General features: G+C 70.3%; 21 protein-coding genes. 14 read left to right on the plus strand and 7 right to left on the minus strand.

Going from position 1 to position 21,535, the window contains the following annotated elements:
* The first annotated feature begins 41 nt into the window (after nucleotides 1-41).
* The 3 genes from ACSQ14_RS12835 to ACSQ14_RS12845 are packed head-to-tail and all read left to right on the plus strand — an operon-like array spanning nucleotide 42 to nucleotide 2,748.
* Nucleotides 42-1,181, plus strand: coding sequence for a beta-ketoacyl-ACP synthase III (locus ACSQ14_RS12835; RefSeq protein ID WP_436013313.1), 1,140 nt, complete (start codon nucleotides 42-44; stop codon nucleotides 1,179-1,181).
* Nucleotides 1,118-1,840: an iron-containing redox enzyme family protein gene (locus tag ACSQ14_RS12840; RefSeq protein ID WP_436015411.1), complete on the plus strand. Its 723-nt coding sequence runs from the start codon at nucleotides 1,118-1,120 to the stop codon at nucleotides 1,838-1,840. Before ACSQ14_RS12835 ends, ACSQ14_RS12840 begins: the two co-directional genes overlap by 64 nt.
* Nucleotides 1,837-2,748: a DUF6999 family protein gene (locus ACSQ14_RS12845; protein WP_436013315.1), complete on the plus strand. Its 912-nt coding sequence runs from the start codon at nucleotides 1,837-1,839 to the stop codon at nucleotides 2,746-2,748. The genes ACSQ14_RS12840 and ACSQ14_RS12845 overlap by 4 nt, the downstream gene beginning before the upstream one ends.
* A gap of 110 nt (nucleotides 2,749-2,858) precedes the next feature.
* On the opposite strand, the gene ACSQ14_RS12850 is transcribed toward ACSQ14_RS12845, so the two are convergent.
* The 3 genes from ACSQ14_RS12850 to ACSQ14_RS12860 are packed head-to-tail and all read right to left on the minus strand — an operon-like array spanning nucleotide 2,859 to nucleotide 6,041.
* Nucleotides 2,859-3,089 carry a lipoyl domain-containing protein gene (locus ACSQ14_RS12850; protein WP_436013317.1) on the minus strand — a complete coding sequence of 77 codons (231 nt, stop codon included), beginning with the start codon at nucleotides 3,087-3,089 and terminating at the stop codon, nucleotides 2,859-2,861.
* 14 nt (nucleotides 3,090-3,103) lie between these two features.
* A complete protein-coding gene (locus tag ACSQ14_RS12855) occupies nucleotides 3,104-5,146 on the minus strand; it encodes an alpha-ketoacid dehydrogenase subunit alpha/beta (protein ID WP_436013319.1) in 2,043 nt (680 codons plus the stop codon).
* A 31-nt stretch (nucleotides 5,147-5,177) separates the two neighbouring features.
* Nucleotides 5,178-6,041, minus strand: coding sequence for an alpha/beta fold hydrolase (locus ACSQ14_RS12860; RefSeq protein ID WP_436013321.1), 864 nt, complete (start codon nucleotides 6,039-6,041; stop codon nucleotides 5,178-5,180).
* Between the two features lie 220 nt (nucleotides 6,042-6,261).
* Between ACSQ14_RS12860 and ACSQ14_RS12865 the strand changes: the two genes are divergently transcribed.
* Both ACSQ14_RS12865 and ACSQ14_RS12870 read left to right on the plus strand, forming a co-directional pair.
* Nucleotides 6,262-7,224, plus strand: a complete 963-nt coding sequence (locus tag ACSQ14_RS12865; RefSeq protein ID WP_436013323.1) for a TauD/TfdA dioxygenase family protein — start codon at nucleotides 6,262-6,264, stop codon at nucleotides 7,222-7,224.
* A gap of 13 nt (nucleotides 7,225-7,237) precedes the next feature.
* Nucleotides 7,238-7,972 carry an alpha/beta fold hydrolase gene (locus tag ACSQ14_RS12870; RefSeq protein WP_436013325.1) on the plus strand — a complete coding sequence of 245 codons (735 nt, stop codon included), beginning with the start codon at nucleotides 7,238-7,240 and terminating at the stop codon, nucleotides 7,970-7,972.
* Between the two features lie 12 nt (nucleotides 7,973-7,984).
* Here ACSQ14_RS12870 and ACSQ14_RS12875 read toward each other — a convergent pair whose 3' ends face one another.
* Complete coding sequence (locus ACSQ14_RS12875; RefSeq protein ID WP_436013327.1) at nucleotides 7,985-8,953, minus strand: calcium-binding protein; 969 nt, start codon at nucleotides 8,951-8,953, stop codon at nucleotides 7,985-7,987.
* A gap of 160 nt (nucleotides 8,954-9,113) precedes the next feature.
* Here ACSQ14_RS12875 and ACSQ14_RS12880 point away from each other — a divergent pair, with 160 nt between their 5' ends.
* The 7 genes from ACSQ14_RS12880 (at nucleotide 9,114) to ACSQ14_RS12910 (ending at nucleotide 15,864) form a co-directional block, all read left to right on the plus strand.
* Nucleotides 9,114-9,812, plus strand: a complete 699-nt coding sequence (locus tag ACSQ14_RS12880; RefSeq protein ID WP_436013329.1) for a CDP-alcohol phosphatidyltransferase family protein — start codon at nucleotides 9,114-9,116, stop codon at nucleotides 9,810-9,812.
* Between the two features lie 71 nt (nucleotides 9,813-9,883).
* Nucleotides 9,884-11,419, plus strand: a complete 1,536-nt coding sequence (locus ACSQ14_RS12885; RefSeq protein WP_436013332.1) for a cation:proton antiporter — start codon at nucleotides 9,884-9,886, stop codon at nucleotides 11,417-11,419.
* A 72-nt stretch (nucleotides 11,420-11,491) separates the two neighbouring features.
* On the plus strand, nucleotides 11,492-12,499 hold the full coding sequence (locus ACSQ14_RS12890) for a zinc-dependent alcohol dehydrogenase family protein (protein ID WP_436013334.1): 1,008 nt from the start codon (nucleotides 11,492-11,494) through the stop codon (nucleotides 12,497-12,499).
* Nucleotides 12,500-12,621: 122 nt separating this feature from the next.
* Nucleotides 12,622-13,452: a TauD/TfdA dioxygenase family protein gene (locus ACSQ14_RS12895; protein ID WP_436013336.1), complete on the plus strand. Its 831-nt coding sequence runs from the start codon at nucleotides 12,622-12,624 to the stop codon at nucleotides 13,450-13,452.
* Nucleotides 13,453-13,463: 11 nt separating this feature from the next.
* Nucleotides 13,464-14,456: a phosphotriesterase family protein gene (locus tag ACSQ14_RS12900; protein WP_436013338.1), complete on the plus strand. Its 993-nt coding sequence runs from the start codon at nucleotides 13,464-13,466 to the stop codon at nucleotides 14,454-14,456.
* A gap of 26 nt (nucleotides 14,457-14,482) precedes the next feature.
* On the plus strand, nucleotides 14,483-15,427 hold the full coding sequence (locus ACSQ14_RS12905; protein ID WP_436013341.1) for an SDR family NAD(P)-dependent oxidoreductase: 945 nt from the start codon (nucleotides 14,483-14,485) through the stop codon (nucleotides 15,425-15,427).
* Nucleotides 15,424-15,864, plus strand: a complete 441-nt coding sequence (locus tag ACSQ14_RS12910; protein ID WP_436013343.1) for a nuclear transport factor 2 family protein — start codon at nucleotides 15,424-15,426, stop codon at nucleotides 15,862-15,864. Before ACSQ14_RS12905 ends, ACSQ14_RS12910 begins: the two co-directional genes overlap by 4 nt.
* Nucleotides 15,865-15,970: 106 nt before the next feature.
* On the opposite strand, the gene ACSQ14_RS12915 is transcribed toward ACSQ14_RS12910, so the two are convergent.
* Both ACSQ14_RS12915 and ACSQ14_RS12920 read right to left on the minus strand, forming a co-directional pair.
* On the minus strand, nucleotides 15,971-17,680 hold the full coding sequence (locus tag ACSQ14_RS12915) for an FAD-binding oxidoreductase (RefSeq protein WP_436013345.1): 1,710 nt from the start codon (nucleotides 17,678-17,680) through the stop codon (nucleotides 15,971-15,973).
* Entirely contained in the window at nucleotides 17,673-18,335 is a 663-nt protein-coding gene (locus tag ACSQ14_RS12920) for a lysophospholipid acyltransferase family protein (protein WP_436013347.1), read from the minus strand. The genes ACSQ14_RS12915 and ACSQ14_RS12920 overlap by 8 nt, the downstream gene beginning before the upstream one ends.
* A gap of 170 nt (nucleotides 18,336-18,505) precedes the next feature.
* Here ACSQ14_RS12920 and ACSQ14_RS12925 point away from each other — a divergent pair, with 170 nt between their 5' ends.
* Nucleotides 18,506-19,273 carry an SDR family NAD(P)-dependent oxidoreductase gene (locus ACSQ14_RS12925; protein ID WP_436013349.1) on the plus strand — a complete coding sequence of 256 codons (768 nt, stop codon included), beginning with the start codon at nucleotides 18,506-18,508 and terminating at the stop codon, nucleotides 19,271-19,273.
* A gap of 11 nt (nucleotides 19,274-19,284) precedes the next feature.
* Here the strand turns inward: ACSQ14_RS12925 and ACSQ14_RS12930 are convergent, their stop codons facing one another.
* Nucleotides 19,285-20,049: a class I SAM-dependent DNA methyltransferase gene (locus tag ACSQ14_RS12930; protein WP_436013351.1), complete on the minus strand. Its 765-nt coding sequence runs from the start codon at nucleotides 20,047-20,049 to the stop codon at nucleotides 19,285-19,287.
* Nucleotides 20,050-20,240: 191 nt separating this feature from the next.
* Here ACSQ14_RS12930 and ACSQ14_RS12935 point away from each other — a divergent pair, with 191 nt between their 5' ends.
* Nucleotides 20,241-21,476, plus strand: coding sequence for an MFS transporter (locus ACSQ14_RS12935; protein WP_436013353.1), 1,236 nt, complete (start codon nucleotides 20,241-20,243; stop codon nucleotides 21,474-21,476).
* Nucleotides 21,477-21,535 lie beyond the last annotated feature (59 nt).

Raw genomic sequence — 21,535 nt, forward strand, 5'->3', positions numbered from 1 at the left:
CGGGCTTCACCTCGACGCCGCAATCGCTCACCCTGAGTTGAATGAGCGACCTCCGCGACGTCTACATCACCGGCACCGGCGCATTCCTGCCAGGCGAACCGATCGGCGTTGAGTCGATGGAGGACTACCTGGGCCGTGTGGGCGGTCGCGACAGCCGCATGGGCCGCCGGGCCTTGCGCTGGAACGGCGTGCGCACCCGCCACTACGCCTACGACGCGGAGCGGCGCGCGACCCATTCGAACGCCGAGATGTGCGCCCGCGCGGTGCGCGCGGCGCTGGACGACGCCGGCCTCGGCCGCGAGGACATCAGCTACCTCGCCGCCGCCACCACCCAGGGCGACTACCTGGCGCCCGGCCACGCCAGCGGCGTGCACGCCGAGCTCGGCGGCGGCCCACTGGAGATCGCCAGCTTCCAGTCGGTGTGCGGCGCCTCGCTGATGGCGGCGAAGGCCGCCTGGCTGTCGGTCCGCGCCGGCGAGCACCAGGCGGCGGCGGCCGCGGCCAGCGAGTTCTCCTCGCGCTGGTTCCAGCCGAGCTTCTACGAAGGCACCGCCCTGGTCGACGCCAAGGGCCGGCTGCGGCCCGACGCCGACTATCTGCGCTTCACGCTGTCGGACGGCGCCGGGGCGATCGTCATGGAGCCGCAGCCGCGCCCCGGCCGCCTGTCGCTGAAGGTGCGGTTCATCGACCTGGTGTCGCTGGCCGACCGCTTCGACCCGTGCATGTGGGCCGGCGCCGCCGTCGACGGCCGCGCCGATCCGCTGTCGACTTGGGCGTTCGCTGGCCCGGCCGCCGCCCATGCGCAGGGCTCGATCGCCCTGCTGCAGGATTTCGAGCTCCTGAAGCGGGTGATCCGCGCCTGGATCGGCGTCTATCTGCAGAAGGTCGACGATCGGCGGATCGTCCCCGACGAGATCGACCATCTGCTCTGTCACTATTCGGCGCGCTCGCTGCGGGAGGAGATCGTCTCGCTGCTGGAGAAGACGGCCGGCGCCATCCCCGAGGCGAAGTGGTTCTCGAACCTCCTCACCGTCGGCAACATCGGCTCGGCCTCGATCTGGGTGATGCTCGACGAATTCCTGGCGACCGACCGGCTGAAGCCCGGCGAGCAGGTGCTCTGCATCGTGCCGGAGAGCGGCCGCGCCTTCGTCGGCTTCATGCTGCTGGAGGCCGTGGCGTGAGCACCACCGCCGACGTCCTGCGCCAGCTGACGATCGTCTTCACCGAGTTCGAGGGGCGGCTGGAGCAGGCCCCGCTGATCCGCAAGCTGACCCGCGGGCGCTTCGCCCTGGCCGACTACCAGGCCTTCCTGGTCAGCCTGCGCCAGCAGGTGAAGGACGGCGCGCTGTGGATGTCGCGGGCGGCCTCGAACATCGACGACGACCATCTCGAGCTGCGCTCGACCTTGATGCGGCACGCGGTGACCGAGCACCGCGACTTCCGGCTGCTGGAGGCCGACTACGTCGCCACCGGCGGCGCGCTGGAGACCATCCGCGCGGCGGAGAAAAACATCGGCTCCGAGGCGCTGTCGGCCTGGATGTTCCACGAAGCCTCGCGCCCCAACCCGTTCGGCCAGCTCGGCGCGATGTGGATCATCGAGGGGCTGGGCTCCATCAAGGCCGCCGAATGGGGCGCGATGGTGCGCCGCCAGCTCGGGCTGCCCGACGAGGCGGTGCGCTTCCTACTCTATCACGGCGAGAACGACGTCGAGCACATCGCCGAGTTCGAGGCGATGCTGGCGATGGTGTTGCCGGACGACGCGGTCGCCGCCCGCATCGTCAAGACTGCGCGGGTCACCGCCCGGCTGTACGCGCTGCAGATCGAGGAGATCCTGGCGTGAGCGATCCGGCGTTCGACCTGGCCGGCTACGACCCGCGCGATCCGGATCCGTGGCTGGCGCTCTACCTCGACCAGGGCATGCCGCTGGCGCCGGAGGCGAAGCTTGCGCTGCTCAAGGGCAACCGGACCTGGTCGCGGCGCTGGCTGTTCCCGATCGTCCGCCCGGCGGTGTTCGCCTTCTTCATCCTGGTGAAGATCGCCCGCGGGTTCTCGCCCCACCACCCGAACCTCAACGGGGCCCTGCACCGGCTGATCCACTGGGGCCTGCGCACCTTCGCCACGCCGGAGGCGAACACGCTGATCCTGCGCCACTTCCACATCGGCACCGAGTTGCTGGCCTTCATCAAGGCCAACGCCGGGCCGGTCGAGGTCGAGACGGTTCCGCTGCGCCCGCGCCGGCTGAAGGAGCTGGAGGACAACGTCTTCCTCCAGCACGACCTCAACATCTTCAACTTCATCATCCAGCTGAACGCCGCCCTGCGCGCCCAGCACCGCGACCTGGAGCCGGTCGAGGCCCCGGACTTCTCGGCGATCTCTGACGAACCGATCGAACTCGCGCCCTTGCCGCGCGGCCGGCTGAACTTCGTCGACGTGCAGACCGCGATCGAGATCTACACGCCGCTCTACGCCCTGCTGCTGCCGCGAAGCGACTTCGTGCGCGCGGCCCAGTCGCTGCAACTCGACGAGACGGTCGCCATCTACATCGGCAAGATCCTCGGCACCGACTACCACATGGCGTTCATCAAGAACGGCCACCCGCTGGTGCCGCTCTCCACCTTGCAGGCGGGCTACCGGCTGATGATGCACGGCCTCGACTGCGAGGCCCTGCACGGCTGGTTGACGCTGCTGAAACGCCGGCAGGCGGCCGGGCTGCCGCTGGATCCGCGCAACCCGCTCGCCGAGCGCTAGCCCCTGTCCCGCCTGACTTGAGGCAAGTCAGGCGGGACAAACAGGGTCGTCGTCTTGGAGTGAGAGCCCTTCTCATCCACTCGCGTGATCCATAGCGAGTGGGAAGGGCTCTAGACGATCTCGCCGATGTCGGTGCCGACCGGGTAGATCGAACCGGCCGCGGCCTTCTGCACCAGCTTGCCCGAGGCTGGGGCGGCGATCTCCTGGGAGGCCTTCTCGGTCTCCAGCACATAGATCGGATCGCCCTCGTTCACCTGGGCGCCGTCGTCGACGAGCCACTGGGCGAGACCGCCTTCGGTCATGGCCATTTCGAGACGCGGTATGGTCAGCGGAGTCGTCATTCGCAGTTCGGTCCTCAGGCCTTGTAAGCAAGCACTTCGCGCGCACGCGCGACGATGGAGTTGGCGCTCGGGATCTGGCTCATTTCGATCTCGCGCGAGTAGGCGATCGGCGCAAAATCAGCGCCGAGCCGGCCGACCGGGGCCTTCAGCGTCGAGAACAGCTGCTCGCTGATGGTGCTGGCCAGCTCGCCGCCGAAGCCGCCGAACTCGGTGGCGGCGTGCACCACCAGCGCCCGGCGGGTCTTCTTCACCGAGTCGAGCACCCGGGCGTAGTCGAGCGGCACCAGGGTGCGCAGGTCGACCACCTCGGCGCTGACGCCGTCCTTGGCCAGCTCCTCGGCGGCGGCCAGGCATTCCTGCACCTGCCAGCCGTAAGTGATGAAGCTGATGTCGGTCCCTTCGCGGCGGACTTTCGCCACGCCGAGCGGGATCCGGTAGTCGCCGAGCGGAACCTCGCCGCGGACGCCGCGCAGCAGCTTGATCGACTCCAGCTGCACGCAGGGGTCCTCGTCGAAGATGCAGCTCAAGAGCAGCCCCTTGGCGTCGAACGCGGTCGACGGGAAGGTGACCTTCAGGCCCGGCGTGTGGGTCAGCCAGGCCTCCAGCGACTGCGAGTGCTGGGCGCCGAAGCCGCCGATGCCGCCGCCGACCATCATCCGGACGGTCATCGGCACATGGGTCGCCGCGCCCGACATGTAGCGCTGCTTGGCGGCGTGGTTGAAGATCTGGTCCAGGCAGACGCCGGCGAAATCGTTGAACATGATCTCGGCGACGGGCCGCATGCCGACCAGCGCCGCGCCGATGCCGGCGCCGATGATCGCGGTCTCGGCGATCGGCGTCGGGCGCACGCGCGCCTCACCGTGCTTGGTCTGCAGGCCACGCGAGGTGGCGAACACGCCGCCGGGCGGGTCGCCGATGTCCTCGCCGAGCAGGAAGACGCCGGGGTCCGCCTCCAGCGCCAGGTCCTGGGCGCTGACGATGGCCTCCAGCATCAGCATGGCCTTGGTCTCGCCCGCCGGCTGGGCCTCCTCCGCGCGCCGGGGATGGTGGCCGCGGCGCGGCGGCGTGTCCGGGTCGGCGTAGACGTCGAGCAGGGTCTCGGCCTGCGGCGTCACCGGGCTGGCGAGCGCGGCCTCGATGGCGGCGTCGACCTCGACGCGCGCCGCTTCGTCGATCGCGGCGAGCTCGGCCTCGGTGAGGACGCCAGCCTCGAGCAGCAGCGCGCGGGTGCGCGGCACCGGCCAGGCCGCCTTGGCGGCCTTCAGCACGTCGGCCGTGACCTCCTTGCTGTCGCCGACGCCGGCGTGCGGGCCGAGACGGAAGGTGACGGCCTCGACGAACACCGGGCCGTGGCCGGCGCGCACTTCGTCGATCACCGCCTTCATGCCCGCATGGAAGCCGGCGACGTCGTTGGCGTCGAGCTTCACGCCCTTGAAACCGTAGCCGGCGGCGCGCGAGGCGAAGTCCTTGCTGGCCGTGTAGCCGGGGATCGGCGTGTACTCGCCGATCAGGTTGTTCTGGCAGAGGAAGATCACCGGCAGCTTCCAGACGCCGGCCAGGTTCATCGCCTCGTGCACCGCCCCGATGCTGGTCGCGCCGTCGCCGAAGTTGACGATGGTGACGCGGTCCTCGCCGCGGGCCTGGGCGGCCAGCGCCAGGCCGTTGGCGATCGGCGCGCCGGCGCCGACGATGGCGGTGGTCAGCATCGAGCCGGAGGTCGGGTCGGAGATGTGCGGCGAGCCGCCCTTGCCCTTGTTGACCCCGCCCTCGCGGCCGAGCATCTCGGCGAACAGCCCCTCCAGCGCCACGCCCTTGGCCACCTGGTCATGCACCCCGCGATAGGTGGTGACCATGTAGTCGCGGGCGCTGATCAGCTGCGAGATCGTCGCCGGGATCGATTCCTGGCCGGTCATCGGCCAGTAGCTGAAGAAGAACTTGCCGCCCGAGAGGCCGGCCTGGATCGCCTTGTCGACGGCGCGGATGCGCGACATCTGCCGGTAGATCTCCACCAGCACGGCGGGCGCGACGCCCAGATTGGACGTGTCGGGCTGTGACATGACGGTCTCCTGGTGACGGACGGCGTGCGGCTTAGCGGGCGGTGAAGTCGAGAATGGCCGGGGCCATCGCCGGCCAGCCGGTGAACAGCGCCGGCCGCCCCTCGGGCGTCGCGGTGCCCGAGCGGTGGTTCCACTCGTCGTCGGCCCACGGCGGATCGCGCAGTTCGGAGTGCGGGATCAGCTTGTGCACCCATTCGCTGGTCTCGCGGGTGTGGCTGAGGTCGCTCTCGCCGTTCTGGAACAGCAGCACCGGCATCTTCAGCTTGGCGAAGTCGGCCGGGCTCATGCCAGGCACCGGCGACTCCTTGCTCGGCAGGTAGAAGGAGGCCCACTGCTCCATCTTCTTGATGAAGGCCTTGGGCTCCTGGGCCAGCAGGATGTCGCGGTTCTTCGGGTTGCGGGCCAGCTGCTCGGCCCAGCCCGGCAGCTTGACCACCGCCTCCATGCCGCCCTTGCTGGCGGCGAGCGCGGAGTCCGCGCAGTAGTAGTTGGCCAGGCTGACCAGGCCGATCATCCCGCCGCTGATCCACCACAGCACCATGGCCGAGACGATCTCCGGATCGCGCGAGGCGGCGATCAGCGAGACGCGCGAGCCGGCCGAGCCGGCGGCCAGGGTGGTCGGGCCGAGGTCCAGCTCGCGGATCAGCTTGGTCAGCGTCCGCGCGCAAAGCTCGGACTCGCTCTGGTCGTCGAACGAGATGTCGGAATAGCCGGTGTTCGGCCGGTCCCACAGCAGCACCCGCCGGCCGCCGGCGGCGAGCTTCTCGCCGAGCTCGCGGACGCCGGGGGTGTCCATCGGGAAGCGCCCGCCCGGCGTGATCGCCACGGCCGGCGCGCCGGCCTCGCCGAGCAGCTCGTATTCGACACCGACGCCAGAGATCGACATGCGCGCCATGACTTCATCCTCCCATGCCGGGCCCAGCTGGCTGGCCCAGGTTCTTGACCGTTGTCGCCAGAAGACCCCGAGCAGCGGCTGGCCGCCAAGCGCTAATCGCACTTCGCTTGTCCGACGCGGCGCCTTCGGCTGGCCCCGCGGCGCTAACATCGCCGGAGCGTTCTTGCGCCCTGGCGGCTTTTGGCGTCCGCTGGGCGCAACAAACAAGGGAGAGAACACGATGGCGTCGATCGAAGTCCGGCCGCTACAGGACGACCTCGCGTTCGGCGCGCGCATCACCGGCGTCACCCACGCGGCGCTGCGCGACCCCGCCATCCGCCGGCAGATCAGCGAGGTCTTCGAGGACCGCGGCATGATCATCTTCGAGGATGTCGAGCCGACCTCGCAGATGCACGTCGAGATCAGCGACGTGTTCGGCCCGATGAAGGATCACCCGGTGCCGAACGTCTCGCGCGTCGACCCGAGCCTGATGCCGGGGGTGATCGACATGCGCTACGACGGCGGCGAGAGCGGCAAGATCGTCGAGGTCGGCGGCCGCGTGCTGGCGCAGTGGCTGCCCTGGCATTTCGACCACTGCTACAACAACGAGTTGAACCGGGCCGGCGTGCTGCGGGCCATCGACATTCCGCCGGAAGGCGGGCTGACCGGCTTCGCCGACGGCGTCCAGCTCTACCAGGACATCGACCCCGAACTGCTGAAGCAGATCGAAGGCGCGGACATCCTCTACACGCTGAACGTGACCTTCGAGACGATGCGCTTCGGCCGCCCGGCCGACCTGAAGGTGGTCTTCACGCCGGAAAACGCCAAGAAGACCCAGGACTTCGCCAAGACGCTGTCGCGGGCGCTGCATCCGGCGGTCTGGACCCGCCAGGACGACCGCAAGGTGCTGCACGTCTCGCCGTGGATGTCGGAAGGCATCGCCGGCCGCGAGACGCCGGAGGGCGAAGCGCTGCTTGAAGCGGTCTGCCAGGAGATCAACCGCAAGGTCCGCCCCTATTTCCACCAGTGGCGGCCGACCGACATGCTGATCTGGGACAACTGGCGGATGCTGCACGCGGTCAGCGGCAGCGATCCGAAGCACCCGCGGCGCATGCAGCGGACGACGATCAAGGGCGACTACGGCCTCGGCCGGTTCGAGAACGACGGCGCAGGCGACCGCCTGCTGACCGACACCATGGTCTGACGGCGCCGCCCGCATGACGCCGACCGACTACGTCTTCCTGCACGGCGGCGCCCAGGGCGGTTGGGTCTGGGACGAGACGCTGGCGGCGCTCGACCGGCAGACCGGCGGCGGCTTCGGCCGCGCGCTGGTGCTCGACGTGCCGGGCTGCGGAACCAAGCGCGGCCGTGCGACCGATGGGCTGGGACCGGACGAGGTCGCCGCCGAACTGTTCGCCGAGATCGCGGCCGCGGGCTTGCGCGACGTGCTGCTGGTCGGCCATTCGCAGGCCGGCACGGTGCTGCCGCGGCTGATCGGACTGGAGCCGCAACGGTTCCGCCGGGCGGTCTATGTCAGCGCCATCGCCCCCCTGCCCGGCCAGACCGTCCTGGACTTCCGCGCCAGCCTCCCCGACAGCGACGCCGTGGCGACGCCCAAGGAGGCGCCGAGCGATCCGCGCGCGCTGTTCCGCTCCCTGTTCTGCAACGACATGGGCGCGGCCGGGACGGAGGCCTTCCTAGACAAGCTCGGCGCCGACGCCTGGCCTGCGCCGATGTACGCCGCGTCCGACTGGCCCTACGACCACCTCGCCGCGACGCCGGCCAGCTACGTGCTCTGCCTGCGCGACGCGGTGCTGCCGGTCGCCTGGCAGGAGATCTTCGCCGACCGCTTCAAGGCCGAGCGGCGCATCCGCCTGGACTGCGGACACCAGGCGATGAACACCCGCCCGCACGCGCTGGCCGAAGTGCTGCGCCAAGAAGCGGCGGCCTGAAGGCGCTGCGGTTCAGGTGATCACCCAGCCGTCGGTCAGGCTCGAGACGCGGACGCCGATAAGCACGACCTGATCGCCGTCGCGTAGGTCCACCAGCGTGTCCAGGCCGACCTGGCGCAGCTCGAAGGTCGCGCCGGGGTCGAGCTGCAGATGGTCGCCGCGCGCGGCGTCGAAATCGACGATTACGTCGCGTCCGTCGCCGGTCGCGACGTGGAAGGTGTCGGCCCCGGCGCCGCCGGCCATGCTGTCGCCGCCGCGGTCGCCGAAGACCTGGTCGTCCCCCGCGCCGCCGAACAGCAGATCGTCGCCCTGGCCGCCGCGGATGACGTCGCGGCCGCCACCGCCGGTGAGGCAGTCCGCGCCCAGGTTGCCGTTGATGACCACGTTGCCGGCGACGGCGAGAATGACGTCGTCGCCCTGGCCGCCGAGCAGCCAGTCGTCGCCGCCTTCGCCGCCCTCGATCGAATCGTTCCCCTGATTGCCGTTGATGTCGTCGAAGTCCGCGCCGCCGCGGATGACGTCGTCGCCCAGGCCGCCACGCAGGACGTTGGAGCCGATGGAGGTCGAAGCGGTGATGATGTCGTCGCCGCCGCCGCCGGAGATGGTGTTGTCGCCGCGCCCGCCGTCCAGCACCTCGTCGAAGCCGCTGCCGCGGATCAGCCGGTCGTCACCGCGCCCGGTCAGCAACAGGTCGGTCGTGCTGGTGACGGCCGTCGTGGTGATCAACGCGTTGGTGACGAAGGAATCCCCGCTGTCGAGGAACACCGACCCCAACGAGGGCGTCAGAGGCCCTAGGGTGGGCATCAGCGTTCCAAGGGACGGGGTCGTGGGTCCGAGCGTCACCAGGGTGTCGCCGCCCAGGCTGTTAAAGCTGGTGGTCGTGGTGTTGAAGCTGGACGTCGTGGTGATGACCCGGGCCTGGCCGAAAGGGTCCAGCGCGCTCGTGTCCGCCCCGAAGAAGCCTGTGACGACGACGGCCATGCGTCACCTGTGCAACCGATTGACCGGTTAAGAACTCACGGCGAAGACACGAGGTCCTCCCGCGACGGATATTAGTCGCTGACAGACGCGCGAAGCTGCGTCACCTTCCGCTCCACCCAGCCGCCGGGGGCGGCCGCTGGGCGACAGCGGGGGCTGTAACATGACCATCGAGAACACCGGGCCTGTGGCCCAGGCACGGGCGGAGTCCATCTCCGGCTGGGGCGCGCTGGGGCGCGTGCTGTGCTGGCCGAACAACTTGGTCACGCTCAGCCGCATCGTGATCACCGGCCTGATCGTCGCCAGCCTGTTCGCTGGCGTGCAATGGAACCCGTACGTCGCCACGGCGGTGTTCATGGCGGTGTTCTGGTATACCGACACGCTCGACGGCCAGCTGGCGCGGCGGCTGAAGAAGACCTCCAGCTTCGGCGAAAGCATGGATCTCGTCGCCGACTGCGTCTGCGACCTGATCGCCTGCTCGTATCTGCTGTCCGCTCACCCGCAGTACACCGGCGTGGTGATCTTCTTCCTGCTCGCCCGGTTCGGGCCCGATGTGCTGGTGATCCGCTGGGGCGGCCTGACCCCCAGCGTCTACGCGACCCTGATGCAGCAGGCGGCCCAGTCGTTCCTGCCCGGCGGCGGCGGCCTGGTGAAGAAGGCCTACGCCGGCTGGGCGATCGAGTCCTATTCGTTCGGCAAGGCGGTGTTCTTCTGCGGCGCGATGTTCTGGAACGCGCCGGTCTGGACCGGCGTGCTGGTGATCATCCCGGCCGCGGTGTTCCTGATCGTCGCCCTGGTGGTCATGCGCCTGCACGCCGAACAGGTGCTGGCCGAGCGGCGGGCGAACGGCCTGGAGCCCTGAAGCGCAGCAAGGTTGTTGGCGCGACGGCGCGCCTGGGGTTCTGATGGCGGCTCCCCAGGGGCCCCGGCGCGATGCACGTATTCGAGACCCTGCTCGCCATCCTGCTCGGCGCAACGCTGCTCTCGGCGTTCGCCAGGCGCTTGAACATCCCCTATCCGACGCTGCTCGCCTTGGGCGGCGCCCTGGTCGCCCTGGTCCCCGGCGCGCCGCATCTCAGCCTGCCGCCGGAGCTGATCCTGGCGCTGTTCGTCGCGCCGGTGCTGCTCGACGCGGCCTACGACGCGTCGCTGCGCGACCTGCGGCGCAACTGGCTGCCGATCTCGTCGATGGTGCTGGTCGCGGTCGGCCTGACCACGGTGGCGGTGGCGTTCACCGCCCGCCTGCTCATTCCGGACCTGCCCTGGGCGGCGGCGGTCGCGCTCGGAGCCCTGCTCGCCCCGCCTGACGCCGTCGCCGCCCTGGCGGTGCTGCGGCAGGTGAACCCGCCGTTTCGCATCCGCATGGTGCTCGAGGGCGAGAGCCTGCTGAACGACGCCTCGGCCCTGCTGATCTACCGGCTCGCCGTCGGCGCGGTCGCCGCCGGCGGCTTCAGCGTCGCCGAGGCGGCGCCGGCCTTTGCGCTGGTCTTTGTCGGCAGCGTCGTCGCCGGCTGGGTCATGGCCCGGCCGGTGGCGATGATGACGGCGCGGATCCAGGACGCGCCCAGCTCGGTCATATTCCAGTTCGTGACGACCTTCGCGGTGTGGCTGCTCGCCGAACGCCTCGGCCTGTCCGGCGTGGTCACCATCGTCGTCTTCGGCCTGACGGTCGCGCGGCGTAGCATGCCGCCGATCCCGGCCCGGCTGCGCATCCCGTCCTTCGCCATCTGGGAGACGGTGACGGCGGTGCTGAACATCCTGGCCTTCACCCTGATCGGCCTGCAGCTGCGGCCGATCCTGGAGGCGCTGAGCCAGGCCGAGCAGCTGCGCTACTTCAGCGGCGCGCTGCTGATCCTGGCCGTGGTGATCGCGGTGCGGCTGCTGTGGGTGCTGGCGCACCACGCGGCGGCGACGCTGAACGGCCGGCTGGTCCCGCGCGCTGCGGCTCCGACGATGGCGGCGCCGACCGCCAAGGACGCGCTGGTGGTCGGCTGGTCGGGGATGCGCGGCATCGTCACCCTGGCGGCGGCCCTGGCGCTGCCCGCGGCCTTCCCCTACCGCGAGTTCATCCTGCTGACCGCTTTCGTTGTGGTGTTGGGCACCCTGCTGATCCAGGGCCTGACCCTGCGGCCGCTGCTGCTGCTGCTGAAGCTGCCGAAGGACACCATCGTCGAGACCGAGCTCGCCCTGGCGCGGAAGATGGCGCTCAAGGCGGCGATGGCGACGCTGGAGCAGGACGACTCGCCCGCCGCGCAGCGGCTGCGCGCGCAGTACGCCGACGCCATCGGCCGCGCGCGCGAGGGCGAAGATCCGCGCGACACCCGCGACAACCTGCTGAGGCGCCAGGCCGTGGCCGCCGCCCGCACCGCGATCGACGACCTCCGCAGCGCCGGGACGATTGGCGACGTCGCCTACCGGCGCGCCGAGGAGGAGCTCGACTGGCTGGAACTCAGCGCGCGATCGGAGTGAGACCGTTCTGGAGACGCAGGCGCTGCCCAGGCTAGGGTGCGACCGCAAGACAACGCGCGGGGAGACGAACTCATGAAGGCGATGCGGATCCGGCAGCCGGCCAGCCTGGACAACCTCGTGCTCGAAAGCGCCGAGGCGCCGGCGCCGGGCCCGGGCGAGATCAAGGTGCGGGTGCGCGCCGCGTCGCTGAACTTCCGCGACGTCTTGGTGGCGACCGGCGTCTTCCCCGCCGTCGACGGGCTGATCCCGCTGTCCGACGGGGCCGGCGAAGTGCTCGAGGTCGGCGCGGGCGTCACCGAGTTCAAGCCGGGCGACGCGGTCGTCAGCACCTTCCATCCCGCCTGGCTGGACGGCCACATGGAGCGCGCGCAGCTCACCGCCAGCCCGGGCGGCCCGGCCGACGGCTTCGCCTGCGAGTACGCCACCCGCCCGGCGACCCATTTCACCCGCGCGCCCAAGGGGCTGTCGTTCGCCGAGGCCGCGACGCTCACCTGCGCCGGGGTCACCGCCTGGCGCGCGCTGATCACCGACGGCCGGCTGAAGCCCGGCGCGCGCGTGCTGGTCCAGGGCACCGGCGGGGTCTCGCTGTTCGCGCTGCAGTTCGCCAAGGCCGCCGGGGCGACGGTGATCGCCACCTCGTCGAGCCCGGAGAAGCTGGAGCGGCTGAAGGCGCTCGGGGCCGACCACGTGATCAACCACCGCGAAGTCGAGAAGTGGGGCGAAGCCGCGCTGGCGCTGACCGACGGGCTCGGCGTCGATCACATCGTCGAGGTCGGCGGGCCGAACACCATGGCCCAGTCGCTGGTCGCCGCCCGCACCGGCGGCCATGTGGCGATCATCGGCGCGGTGGCCGGCTTCAACGTCGACACCATCCCGTTCGCCATCGTCCAGGCCAAGCGGCTGCGGCTGCAGGGCGTGACCGTCGGCAGCCGCCGAGACCAGATCGACATGGTCCGCGCCATCGAGACCAACGGCGTTCGGCCGGTGATCGACCGCGCCTTCCCGCTCGCCGACCTGGCCGAGGCGTTCCGCCACCTGCAGGCCGGCCGGCACGTCGGCAAGATCTGCATCGACATCTGACGTCGGCCCGGGTCCGATTGTCCGAAAGGGTCAAGATCACGGACGGCCGGATCCGGCCATTATCAGCAGATAAAAGCGGACCGCTCGGATGAGTCCGTCAATCCGACATGGGAGGACAGCCAGTGCCGTTCGTCGCGAGCGATATCTCACCCCGCATCGGCGCCCGGATCGAGGCCGACAAGGCGACGCTGACCTCCGGCGCGAAGGCCGCCGAGATCCGCGAACTGCTCGAGCTCCGCGGCGTCCTGGTCTTCCCGCAGATCGACTTCACCGACGAGGAGCAGCTGGTCTTCTCCAAGACCCTCGGCGACATCGTCAGCCTAGGCGAGAAGGGCATCTACAAGGTGACCCTCGACTCGAAGGTGACGCCGACGGCGGAATACCTCCGCGGCACGGTGCTGTGGCACATCGACGGCTTCAGCGACGACCTGCCGGCCCGCGGCTCGATCCTCAGCGCGCGCAAGATCTCGGCGATCGGCGGCCAGACCGAGTTCTCCAACACCTACGCGGCCTATGACGACCTGCCCGAGGCGCGCAAGCGCGAGCTCGAGCACGTCCGCGTCGTGCACACCATGGCGGCCAGCCAGCGCGACGTCTTCGCCAACGCGCCGGCGGAGATGCGGGAACGCTGGGCGAGCTACCCGCCGAAGGTCCATCCGCTGGTCTGGACCCACCAGTCAGGGCGCAAGTCGCTGGTGCTCGGCTCCAGCGCTGACTGGATCGAGGGCATGGACGAGGCCGAGGGCCGCGCCCTGCTCGCCGAGCTGCAGCAATGGACCACCCAGCCGAAGTTCGTCTACCGCCACGAATGGACGGTCGGCGACACCGTGATCTGGGACAACTGCGGCACCATGCACCGGGTCGAACCCTATCCGGACGACAGCGGCCGGATGATGCACCGCACCACGCTGGCGGGCGAAGAGCCGATCGCCGGCGCCGCGGTCGGCGCCTGAAAGAGCAGGACATGGCCCAGGTCCAGACCATTCGCGGACCGATCGACGTCAGCGCGCTCGGCCGGGTGCTGGTGCACGAGCACGTGTTCCTGATGAACACGGAATACACGCTCAACTACCGTCCGGACTTCTTCGAAGACGAGACCATCACCCGCGCCGCGGCCAAGCTGAACGCGCTGAAGGCCACCGGCGTCGACACCATCATCGACCTCACCGTGCTGGGCCTGGGCCGGCACATCCCCAGCCTGGCCAAGGTCGCCGCCCAGACCGAGCTGAACATCATCATCTCGACCGGGGCCTACACCTTCGACGAGACGCCCGGCCCGTTCGCCTTCTACGGGCCGGGACTGCTGCACGACGCGCCCGAGCCGATGATCGAGCACTTCGTCCGCGACATCACCGAGGGCGTCGCCGGGACCGGGATCAAGGCCGGCGAGCTGAAGTGCGCCATCGACACCCCCGGCCTGACCAAGGGCGTCGAGCGGGTGATGCGGGCGGTGGCCCGCACCCACCTGCTGACCGGAACGCCGATCACCGTCCACACCGCCTCGCAGACCCACAGCGGCCTGGTCGTCCAGCAGGTGATGAGCGAGGAAGGCGTCGACCTCGAAGACGTACTGATCGGCCACTGCGGCGACACCACCGACCTCGACTACCTGATGCAGCTTGCCGACCGCGGCTCGCTGCTCGGCATGGACCGGTTCGGCATCAACTTCACCATCACCACCGAGCAGCGGGTCGCGACCATTGTCGAGATGGTCAAGCGCGGCTACGCCGACCGGCTGACGCTGAGCCACGACTGCACCTGCTGGTCGGACTATTTCCCGACCGTCGACGACTACAACCGCGCCATGCCGGACCACCACTACCTGCACATCCACCAGCAGGTGATCCCGGCGCTGCTCGAGGCCGGGGTCAGCCAAGGCGATCTCGACAAGATGTTCGTGGACAATCCGCGCCGCCACTTCGAGGCTGCCGCCAACCGGTTCGCGCAGCGCAACTGACGCGGACCCGCATCAGGGAGGATGCGATGGAAGCGTTGCGTTTCGACGGCCGGGTCGCGGTGGTCACCGGCGCCGGCGGCGACCCGAGCCTGGGGCGGGCGCACGCCCTGCTGCTGGCGCAGCGTGGCGCCAAGGTGGTCGTCAACGACATCGGCCAATTGCCCGCGGCGCTCGGCTATCCGGGCGTGGCGTCGGCCGAGGCCGTCGTCGCGGAGATCCGCGCGCGCGGCGGCGAGGCGGTCGCCGACACCCACTCGGTGGCGACCGACGACGGCGCGGCGGCGATTGTCCAGACCGCGCTCGACGCCTTCGGCCGCATCGACATCCTGATCAACAACGCCGGCGTCTGCCGGGTGGTCGCCTTCGAGGAGATGACCCCGGAGGACTTCCGCCAATCGATCGACGTCAACCTGATGGGCACGGTGGCGACCTGCCGCGCCGCCTGGGCCCACATGACGGCCCAGGGCTACGGCCGCATCGTCAACAGTTCCTCGGGCTCGATGGCCGGCTTCGCCTGGCAGTCGGCCTACGCCGCGGCCAAGGCCGGGGTCTTCGCCTTCACCCGCGCGCTGGCCGCCGAAGGCGCGGAGCACGGAATCCTCGCCAACAGCGTGATCCCCGGGGCCTTCACCCGGATGGTGATGGCGGCGCAGGACGAGAGCTCGCCCTGGATCGCCCACGCCCGCGAGCACATGCCGCCCGAACTTGTCTCGCCGGCGGTCGCCTTCCTGGCGCACGAGGCCTGCCCGTTCACCGGCGAGTGCGTGGAGTCGATGGGGGGCCACGTCAGCCGCCTGTACCTCGCCCGCACGCCGGGCTTCGAGGCCGCCGCCATGACGCTGGAGACGATGGCCGAGCGCTGGCCGGAAGCCATGGCCGGGGTCGATCCCGGGATCTTCCGGCACGACGCCAGCGACCCACGCGCCTGGCACATCAAGCCCTACGTGCCGGTCGCCGGAGGATCTCAGTGAGCGAAGCCAACAAGGATCTGGCCCGAGCCTATTTCGCCGCCGTGACCGCGGGCGAGCTGCCGGACAGCCTGCTGACGCCCGACATGACCGCCTGGACCACCACCCAGGGCGTACTGGACCGGGCGACCTATCAGGGCCTGATCCGAATCCTGGCGGGAATGTGCGCCCAGCCGCTGGCCTTCACGATCCAGTCGCTGACCGCCGAGGACGACCGGGTGGTGGCCGAGGCGACCTCCGAAGGTGTGCTGGTCAACGGCGAGCCCTACGGCAACACCTACATCTTCGTCTTCCGCATCCGCGACGGCCGCCTCGCGGCGATCGCCGAGCACTTCAACGCCCTGGTCGTGCAGGACAAGCTGATCCCGCTGATGCAGCAGTTGCGGGATAACGCTGCCAAAGATGCTCCCCCTCAGGGGGAGCTGTCGCGTAGCGACTGAGGGGGTTTCCGCTCAGACGTCGAAGCCGCCGAACACCGACCTTCTGAGTGGAAACCCCCTCCGGCCCTCCGGGCCACCTCCCCCTAAGGGGGAGGATCTGTTGCGCCTACGCCGCATCCTCGCCCGGCAGGCCCCAGTCGGCGAACGGCGTCGCCGAGGGGCGCAGGCGGCCAGGCGTCATGATATCGGTCGGGTCGAACGCCCGCTTCACCGCCTGCATCGCCGCAAGCCCGGGCGGCGAGGCGTCGTCGGCCAGCCACGGCAGATGCTCGGTGCCGACCGCATGGTGGTGCGAGAGCGTGCCGCCGTGCGCCAGGAAGGCGTCCTCGGCGGCCTTCTTGATCCGCAGGTACTGGCCAAGCTCCTCGCCTCTCCGCCCGGCGGCGCCGAAGGTGAAGTAGAGGCTGGCCCCGGTGCGGTAGGTGTGGCTGACGTGACAGCCGACCCAGGCCGGCGAGCCGTCCGCCGCGATCGCCGCGACGATCGCCTGGCTGGCCGCCTTGTAGAGCGGCATGAGCTTGCTCCAGACGGTCGCCGTCTCGCTGACGTCGACGATCACCCCGCGGTCCATCATGAAGTCGCGGGCGTGCGGGAAGTCGTACTTCGCCCGTTCGAACGACCGGCCCGGCGCGGTCCCCAGCGCGATGCCGCCGAACGCGCGGTAGACGGCGGCGACCTCGCGACGCTGCCTGGCCACCTGCGCCCGGCTGCCCTCGTACTTCACCAGCATGGCGCAGCCCTTGCCGGGCGCGACGCCGCGCAGGCGCAGGTAGGCGTCCATGGCGCGCAGGATGAGCTTCTGGCCGCCGCTCGACCGGCTCTTGAAGGCCAGCGACAGCGCCGTCTTCCCCGGGTCGTTAAGCCGGGCCATCGACGGCGCGCACTCGCGCCGGACGCATTCCTGCAGCGCCGCGATCCCGCTCTCGAAGTCGCGGAACATGTAGCCCTCGACCCGCTTGTGGGCCGGCAGCGGATGCACCCGCATCACCGCCTCGGTGATCACCCCGAGCGTCCCCTCCCCGCCGACGCACAGGTGGTTGACGTCGAGGCCGGCGGCGGACCGCGGGATCGCGCGCGTCGCGACCGTCCCTGCGGGCGTCACCATCCGCAGGGCCACCACCATGTCCTCGATCTTGCCGTACTTGTCGCTCTGCATTCCGGCCGAGCGGGTGGCGATCCAGCCGCCCAGGGTGGAGTGCAGGAAGGAGTCCGGAAAATGCCCCAGGGTCATCCCCTGGGCGTTGAGCGCGGCCTCCAGGTCCGGACCGAAGGCGCCGGCCTCGATGCGCGCGGTGCAGGAAGCCGCATCGACCTCGATCACCCGCGACAGACGCGACATGTCGAGCGAGGCGACCATCCGCGTGTCGCCGGCCGGCCGCTCCAGGCAGCCGGCGATGTTCGAGCCGCCGCCGAACGGGATCAGCACCACGTCGTGGCGGGCGGCCAGCCGCACCACCGCCTCGACCTCGGCCTCGCCGCCCGGATAGAGCACCACGTCCGGCGCGCCGGAGGCGTCGCCGCGGCGCACCCGCAGCAGGTCGCGATAGCTCTTGCCGTAGGCGTGGACCAGGCGCTCAGGATCGTCCTCGCGGACGTGCTCGCGCCCCAGGGCCTCGACGACCCCGGCCACGAAGGCGGCGTTACGGGTCTGCGCCGGCAGCGCCACGGCCGCGGCCGGCAGCGGCAGGTCAAGGGGGCGATCGGGATCGAGCTGCAGTTGGTCGGCGACGAACGGCCAGACGCCGGGCCGATGCTCGGGGTCGAAGGCCACCCCTTCGGCGCCCCAGCCCCACCACTTCATACGCCTGTCAGTCACCACTGATCGCCTTCAGTTCATGCACCCGCCGCTCGAGGTCGGCGGCCGTCGCGTCGATCCGCCCGCGCCGCGTCGCCGGCGCCCCGGCATCCTGCAGCACCGGCGGGCCGAAACGCACCTCGATACCGCCCGGCTTCGGCCAGGAGGTCCCTGGCGGCATCACCGCCCTTGTGCCCCGCACATAGGCCGGGACGATCGGCAGCCCGAGTTCGGCGGCGAACATCGCCGCGCCGCGCTTGAACGGCTGGAGCGCGCCGCTGCGCGAGCGGCCGCCCTCCGGGTAGATGATCAGATTGCCTTGGGTCTCGGCGATGAACTGCCGGCACAGCATCAAGGTGTGACGCAGCGCCTGGCGGTCGGCCGTGCGGGCCACCGGGATCAGGTTGAGCAGCGGCGAGAACAGCCGGTGGGTCGCCGGCCGCTCGAAGAAGTAATCCTGGGCGGCCAGCAGGCCGAACTCCCGGAAGCGACCGCCGGTCGCCGCCATCAGGGCCACGCTGTCGAGATGGCTCTGGTGATTGCTGCAGAGGATGAACGGGCCCTCGGGGAGGTGCTCGCGGCCGGACACCGTTAGCCGGCACCAACCGACGAACAGGCCTGCGCACATCCGCTCGAAGGCGCCGGCCATCACCGGATGCGGCTTGCGCGGCGTCATCGGCCGGCCAGCCCCACGCAACCGCAGGATGCCTCCGCGGCCATGCTCTCCCCTCCCAGTCCCCGGCGGAAGCTACGCGCAATGGTGACGCTTCGACAACGCGATATGTTGCCGCCCGACAGGCGGGCGCGGTGATTCACCGGGCCGGTCGCGGGGGCGCGAGGGGCGGCATGAACGAGCCGAGTTCGATTCTGATCACCGGCGCGTCGAGCGGCATCGGCGAGGCGCTGGCCCGTCACTACGCCGCGCCGGGCCGCCGGCTGGCGCTCGGCGGGCGCGACGGCGGCCGGCTCGCGGCGGTGGCCGAGGCCTGCCGCGCGCAGGGCGCGACGGTCTCCACCCGCATCCTCGACGTCGAGGACCACGCCGGCATGGCCGCCTGGGTGCTGGGCGAGGACGACATAGCCCCGCTCGACCTGGTGATCCCCGCCGCCGGCGTGATGGGCGAGACTGGCGCGGTCGGCAGCGATCCGGCGCTCGGTCGGCGGATCTTCGCGGTCAATGTCACGGGCGTGCTGAACACCGTCGACCCGATCCTGCCGCGCCTGCGCCAGCGCCGCGGCGGCCGGATCTGCGTCATCGCCTCGCTGGCCGGGCTGGTCGGGATCCCGCGCCACCCCTGCTACTCCGGCAGCAAGGCGGCGCTGGTGATCATGGGCGACGCCTGGCGCGCGGCGCTGAAGCCCCACGGCGTCAGCGTCAGCGTCGTCTGCCCGGGCTATGTCGCCACCCCGATGGTCGGCCCGAACGCCTTCCGCATGCCCTACCTGATAACCGCCGCGACCGCCGCGCGCCGGATCGCCGCCGCGGTGCAGGCGGGCCGCGGCCGGGTCTATTTCCCCTGGACGCTGGGCGTCGCGGCCTGGCTGCTGCAGGCCCTGCCGCCGCGCCTGGGACGACTGCTCGTCCCCGGCCCGCAAGAGCAGCAGCCGGCCTGACCTCATCGCGCCTAGGGCTTGCGGGCGAGAACGACGGCGGCCTTGTAGCGGTCCACCACCGGGAACTGCAGGCCGAGGTTCTGGAACTCGGTCACCTTGCTGGGGTCGACCTGCGCCAGGATGTGGGTGAAGAAGCCGGACTTCAGGGCGAATTCGTAGAGTTCGAAGAAGTTCGGGAAGCTGATTTCCTTCTCGAACTGCTCGCAGGCGACGATCTCCAGGCCCGCGTCGCGCAGGAACGAGGCGATCACCTCCGGGTCGTGCGGCGCCGGGCTCGCCTGGTCGAGGAACTCCTTGGAGACGACCTTCATGCTGAGCTCGCGCAGCACCGGGAAGGCCTCGTAGGTCGAACTGACGATCGAGTAGTAGCCGCCCGACTTCAGCAGATCGGCGCTCTCGCGCACCACCTTCGCCCCGTCGATGAAGGTCGTCAGGAAGTGCATCAGGGCGAGGTCGAAGCTCTCCGGCGCGAAGTGTTGGCCGGCGTTGTTGACGTCGTCGTGGATCGCCTGGAACTCGAGCTTGGTCTGGGCGATCTCCAGCATCCGCGCCGAGAGATCGACGCCGCTGAACGCCGCGCTCGGAAAGATTTCCCGCAGTGGAGTCAGGGATTCGCCGGTGCCGACCGCCAGGTCGAGGACCTTCTTGATTTCCGCTCCGGCCAGATGCGTCCGGATCTGTTGAACGAACCGCCCGCGCGCGCCGCCGAGGAGGCCATGCTGGTCGTGATCATAGTGATCCGCTACCGTGTCGTCGTAGATCTGACCGATATTCAAGGTGACCTCTGGGCCGAGTCTGCTGCGACGTTTTCATAGCGCGCCACAAGGCGCGGCGGATACCTTGAAGAGCAATAACATGTCAACCTAAGGTCGATTGAAGATCTTAGCGGCGAGACATCAGGGGACGGACGGGGGACTTGAGTTCGGCATTTTCTCTTTTGGCGTCGCGGCGGCTGTTTCCGCTGTTCATGACGCAGACGCTGGCGGCGGCGTCCGACACCCTGTTCAAGACCGCCGCGACGATGATGGCGGTCTACGCCGCGGGCGCCAGCAAGGCCGAGGGCGGGCTGGTGCCGGCGCTGGTCTGGGCGCTGTACATGGCGCCCTACGTGCTGTTCGCCGCACTGTCCGGCCAGGTCGCCGACAAGTTCGAGAAGAGCCGGGTGATCCGCCAGGTGAAGCTGCTGGAGCTGGCGGTGTTCGCCGTCGCGGCTGCCGCCTTCTTCGCCCGCAGCATTCCGCTGGTGCTGGTCGCGGTGTTCCTCAAGGGGATCGCCAGCGCCTTCTTCAGTCCGGTGAAGTACGCCGCCCTGCCCGAGCACCTGCAGCCGCGCGAGCTGGCGACCGGCTATAGCCTGGTCGAGGCCGGCTCCTTCGTCGCCTGCCTGGCCGGCACCCTGGCGGGGACCCTGCTGATGCCGCTGCAGAACGGCGCGGCCGCGACCTCGGCGGCGCTGGCGCTGCTGGGCGTCGCGGGGGTGCTGAGCGCGGTCGCCCTGCCGCGCGGCCGCGCCGCGGCGCCGGACCTGCAGCTCGACCCGCACATGCTGCGGCCGCTGGCCGGCATGGTGCGGCTGGCCACCGCCGACCGCTTCCTGCTCAACGTGATGATCGGCCGTTCGCTCTTCTGGCTGACCGGCGCCCTGTTCCTGGCGGAAATCCCGGCGGTGACCCGCCACGTGCTGGCCGGCACGCCGGAGGTGGTCGCCCTGGTCTTCACCCTATTCTCGGTCGGACTTTCGGCCGGGATGCTCGGCTATTCGAAGTTCATGGCCGGCGAGGAGGCCGCCCGTCACGTCTGGCTGCCCGGCCTGCTGGTCAGCGGCTTCACCCTCGACATGTGCCTGGCCGCCGCCCGGCTCGCCCCGAGCGAGGACCTGCTGCCGCTGGGCGCCTTCCTGGCTGATCCGGCGCGCCTGCGGATCGCCGTCGACCTGACGTTGGCGGCGGTGTTCTGCGGCGCCTTCGTCGTACCGCTCGGCGTCAGCCTGCAGACCCGCCCGGCCGAGGACGCCCGCGCCCGGGTGGTCTCGGTCGACAACGCGCTGAGTTCGCTGGTGATGGTGGTCGGCATGGCCGCCGCCGGCCTGGCGGTCGCCGCCGGGGCCAGCCTGCTGGCGGTCTTCGTCGGCTTCGCGGTGCTGAACGCCGCAACCTGCCTCTATCTGCAGGCCGGCCTGCGCCGAGAGGCGGTCACGGCGTAACCCCCGCTGTCATCCCGGTTTCGCGAAGCGAAGACCGGGATCCAAGAACACGGCGCGGC

Origin of the sequence: Phenylobacterium sp. LjRoot219 (assembly GCF_964252995.1) — a bacterium.
GTDB lineage: Bacteria > Pseudomonadota > Alphaproteobacteria > Caulobacterales > Caulobacteraceae > Phenylobacterium.

What these genes read in the sequence shown, in the direction of transcription:
- ACSQ14_RS12905 (WP_436013341.1), top strand. Translation starts at nt 14,483, where the DNA reads ATGGAAGCGTTGCGTTTCGACGGCCGGGTCGCGGTGGTCACCGGCGCC.
- ACSQ14_RS12865 (WP_436013323.1), top strand. Translation starts at nt 6,262, where the DNA reads ATGGCGTCGATCGAAGTCCGGCCGCTACAGGACGACCTCGCGTTCGGC.
- ACSQ14_RS12855 (WP_436013319.1), bottom strand. Translation starts at nt 5,146, where the DNA reads ATGTCACAGCCCGACACGTCCAATCTGGGCGTCGCGCCCGCCGTGCTG.
- ACSQ14_RS12935 (WP_436013353.1), top strand. Translation starts at nt 20,241, where the DNA reads ATGACGCAGACGCTGGCGGCGGCGTCCGACACCCTGTTCAAGACCGCC.
- ACSQ14_RS12875 (WP_436013327.1), bottom strand. Translation starts at nt 8,953, where the DNA reads ATGGCCGTCGTCGTCACAGGCTTCTTCGGGGCGGACACGAGCGCGCTG.
- ACSQ14_RS12870 (WP_436013325.1), top strand. Translation starts at nt 7,238, where the DNA reads ATGACGCCGACCGACTACGTCTTCCTGCACGGCGGCGCCCAGGGCGGT.
- ACSQ14_RS12880 (WP_436013329.1), top strand. Translation starts at nt 9,114, where the DNA reads ATGACCATCGAGAACACCGGGCCTGTGGCCCAGGCACGGGCGGAGTCC.
- ACSQ14_RS12900 (WP_436013338.1), top strand. Translation starts at nt 13,464, where the DNA reads ATGGCCCAGGTCCAGACCATTCGCGGACCGATCGACGTCAGCGCGCTC.
- ACSQ14_RS12885 (WP_436013332.1), top strand. Translation starts at nt 9,884, where the DNA reads ATGCACGTATTCGAGACCCTGCTCGCCATCCTGCTCGGCGCAACGCTG.
- ACSQ14_RS12835 (WP_436013313.1), top strand. Translation starts at nt 42, where the DNA reads ATGAGCGACCTCCGCGACGTCTACATCACCGGCACCGGCGCATTCCTG.
- ACSQ14_RS12925 (WP_436013349.1), top strand. Translation starts at nt 18,506, where the DNA reads ATGAACGAGCCGAGTTCGATTCTGATCACCGGCGCGTCGAGCGGCATC.
- ACSQ14_RS12860 (WP_436013321.1), bottom strand. Translation starts at nt 6,041, where the DNA reads ATGGCGCGCATGTCGATCTCTGGCGTCGGTGTCGAATACGAGCTGCTC.
- ACSQ14_RS12890 (WP_436013334.1), top strand. Translation starts at nt 11,492, where the DNA reads ATGAAGGCGATGCGGATCCGGCAGCCGGCCAGCCTGGACAACCTCGTG.
- ACSQ14_RS12850 (WP_436013317.1), bottom strand. Translation starts at nt 3,089, where the DNA reads ATGACGACTCCGCTGACCATACCGCGTCTCGAAATGGCCATGACCGAA.
- ACSQ14_RS12920 (WP_436013347.1), bottom strand. Translation starts at nt 18,335, where the DNA reads ATGACGCCGCGCAAGCCGCATCCGGTGATGGCCGGCGCCTTCGAGCGG.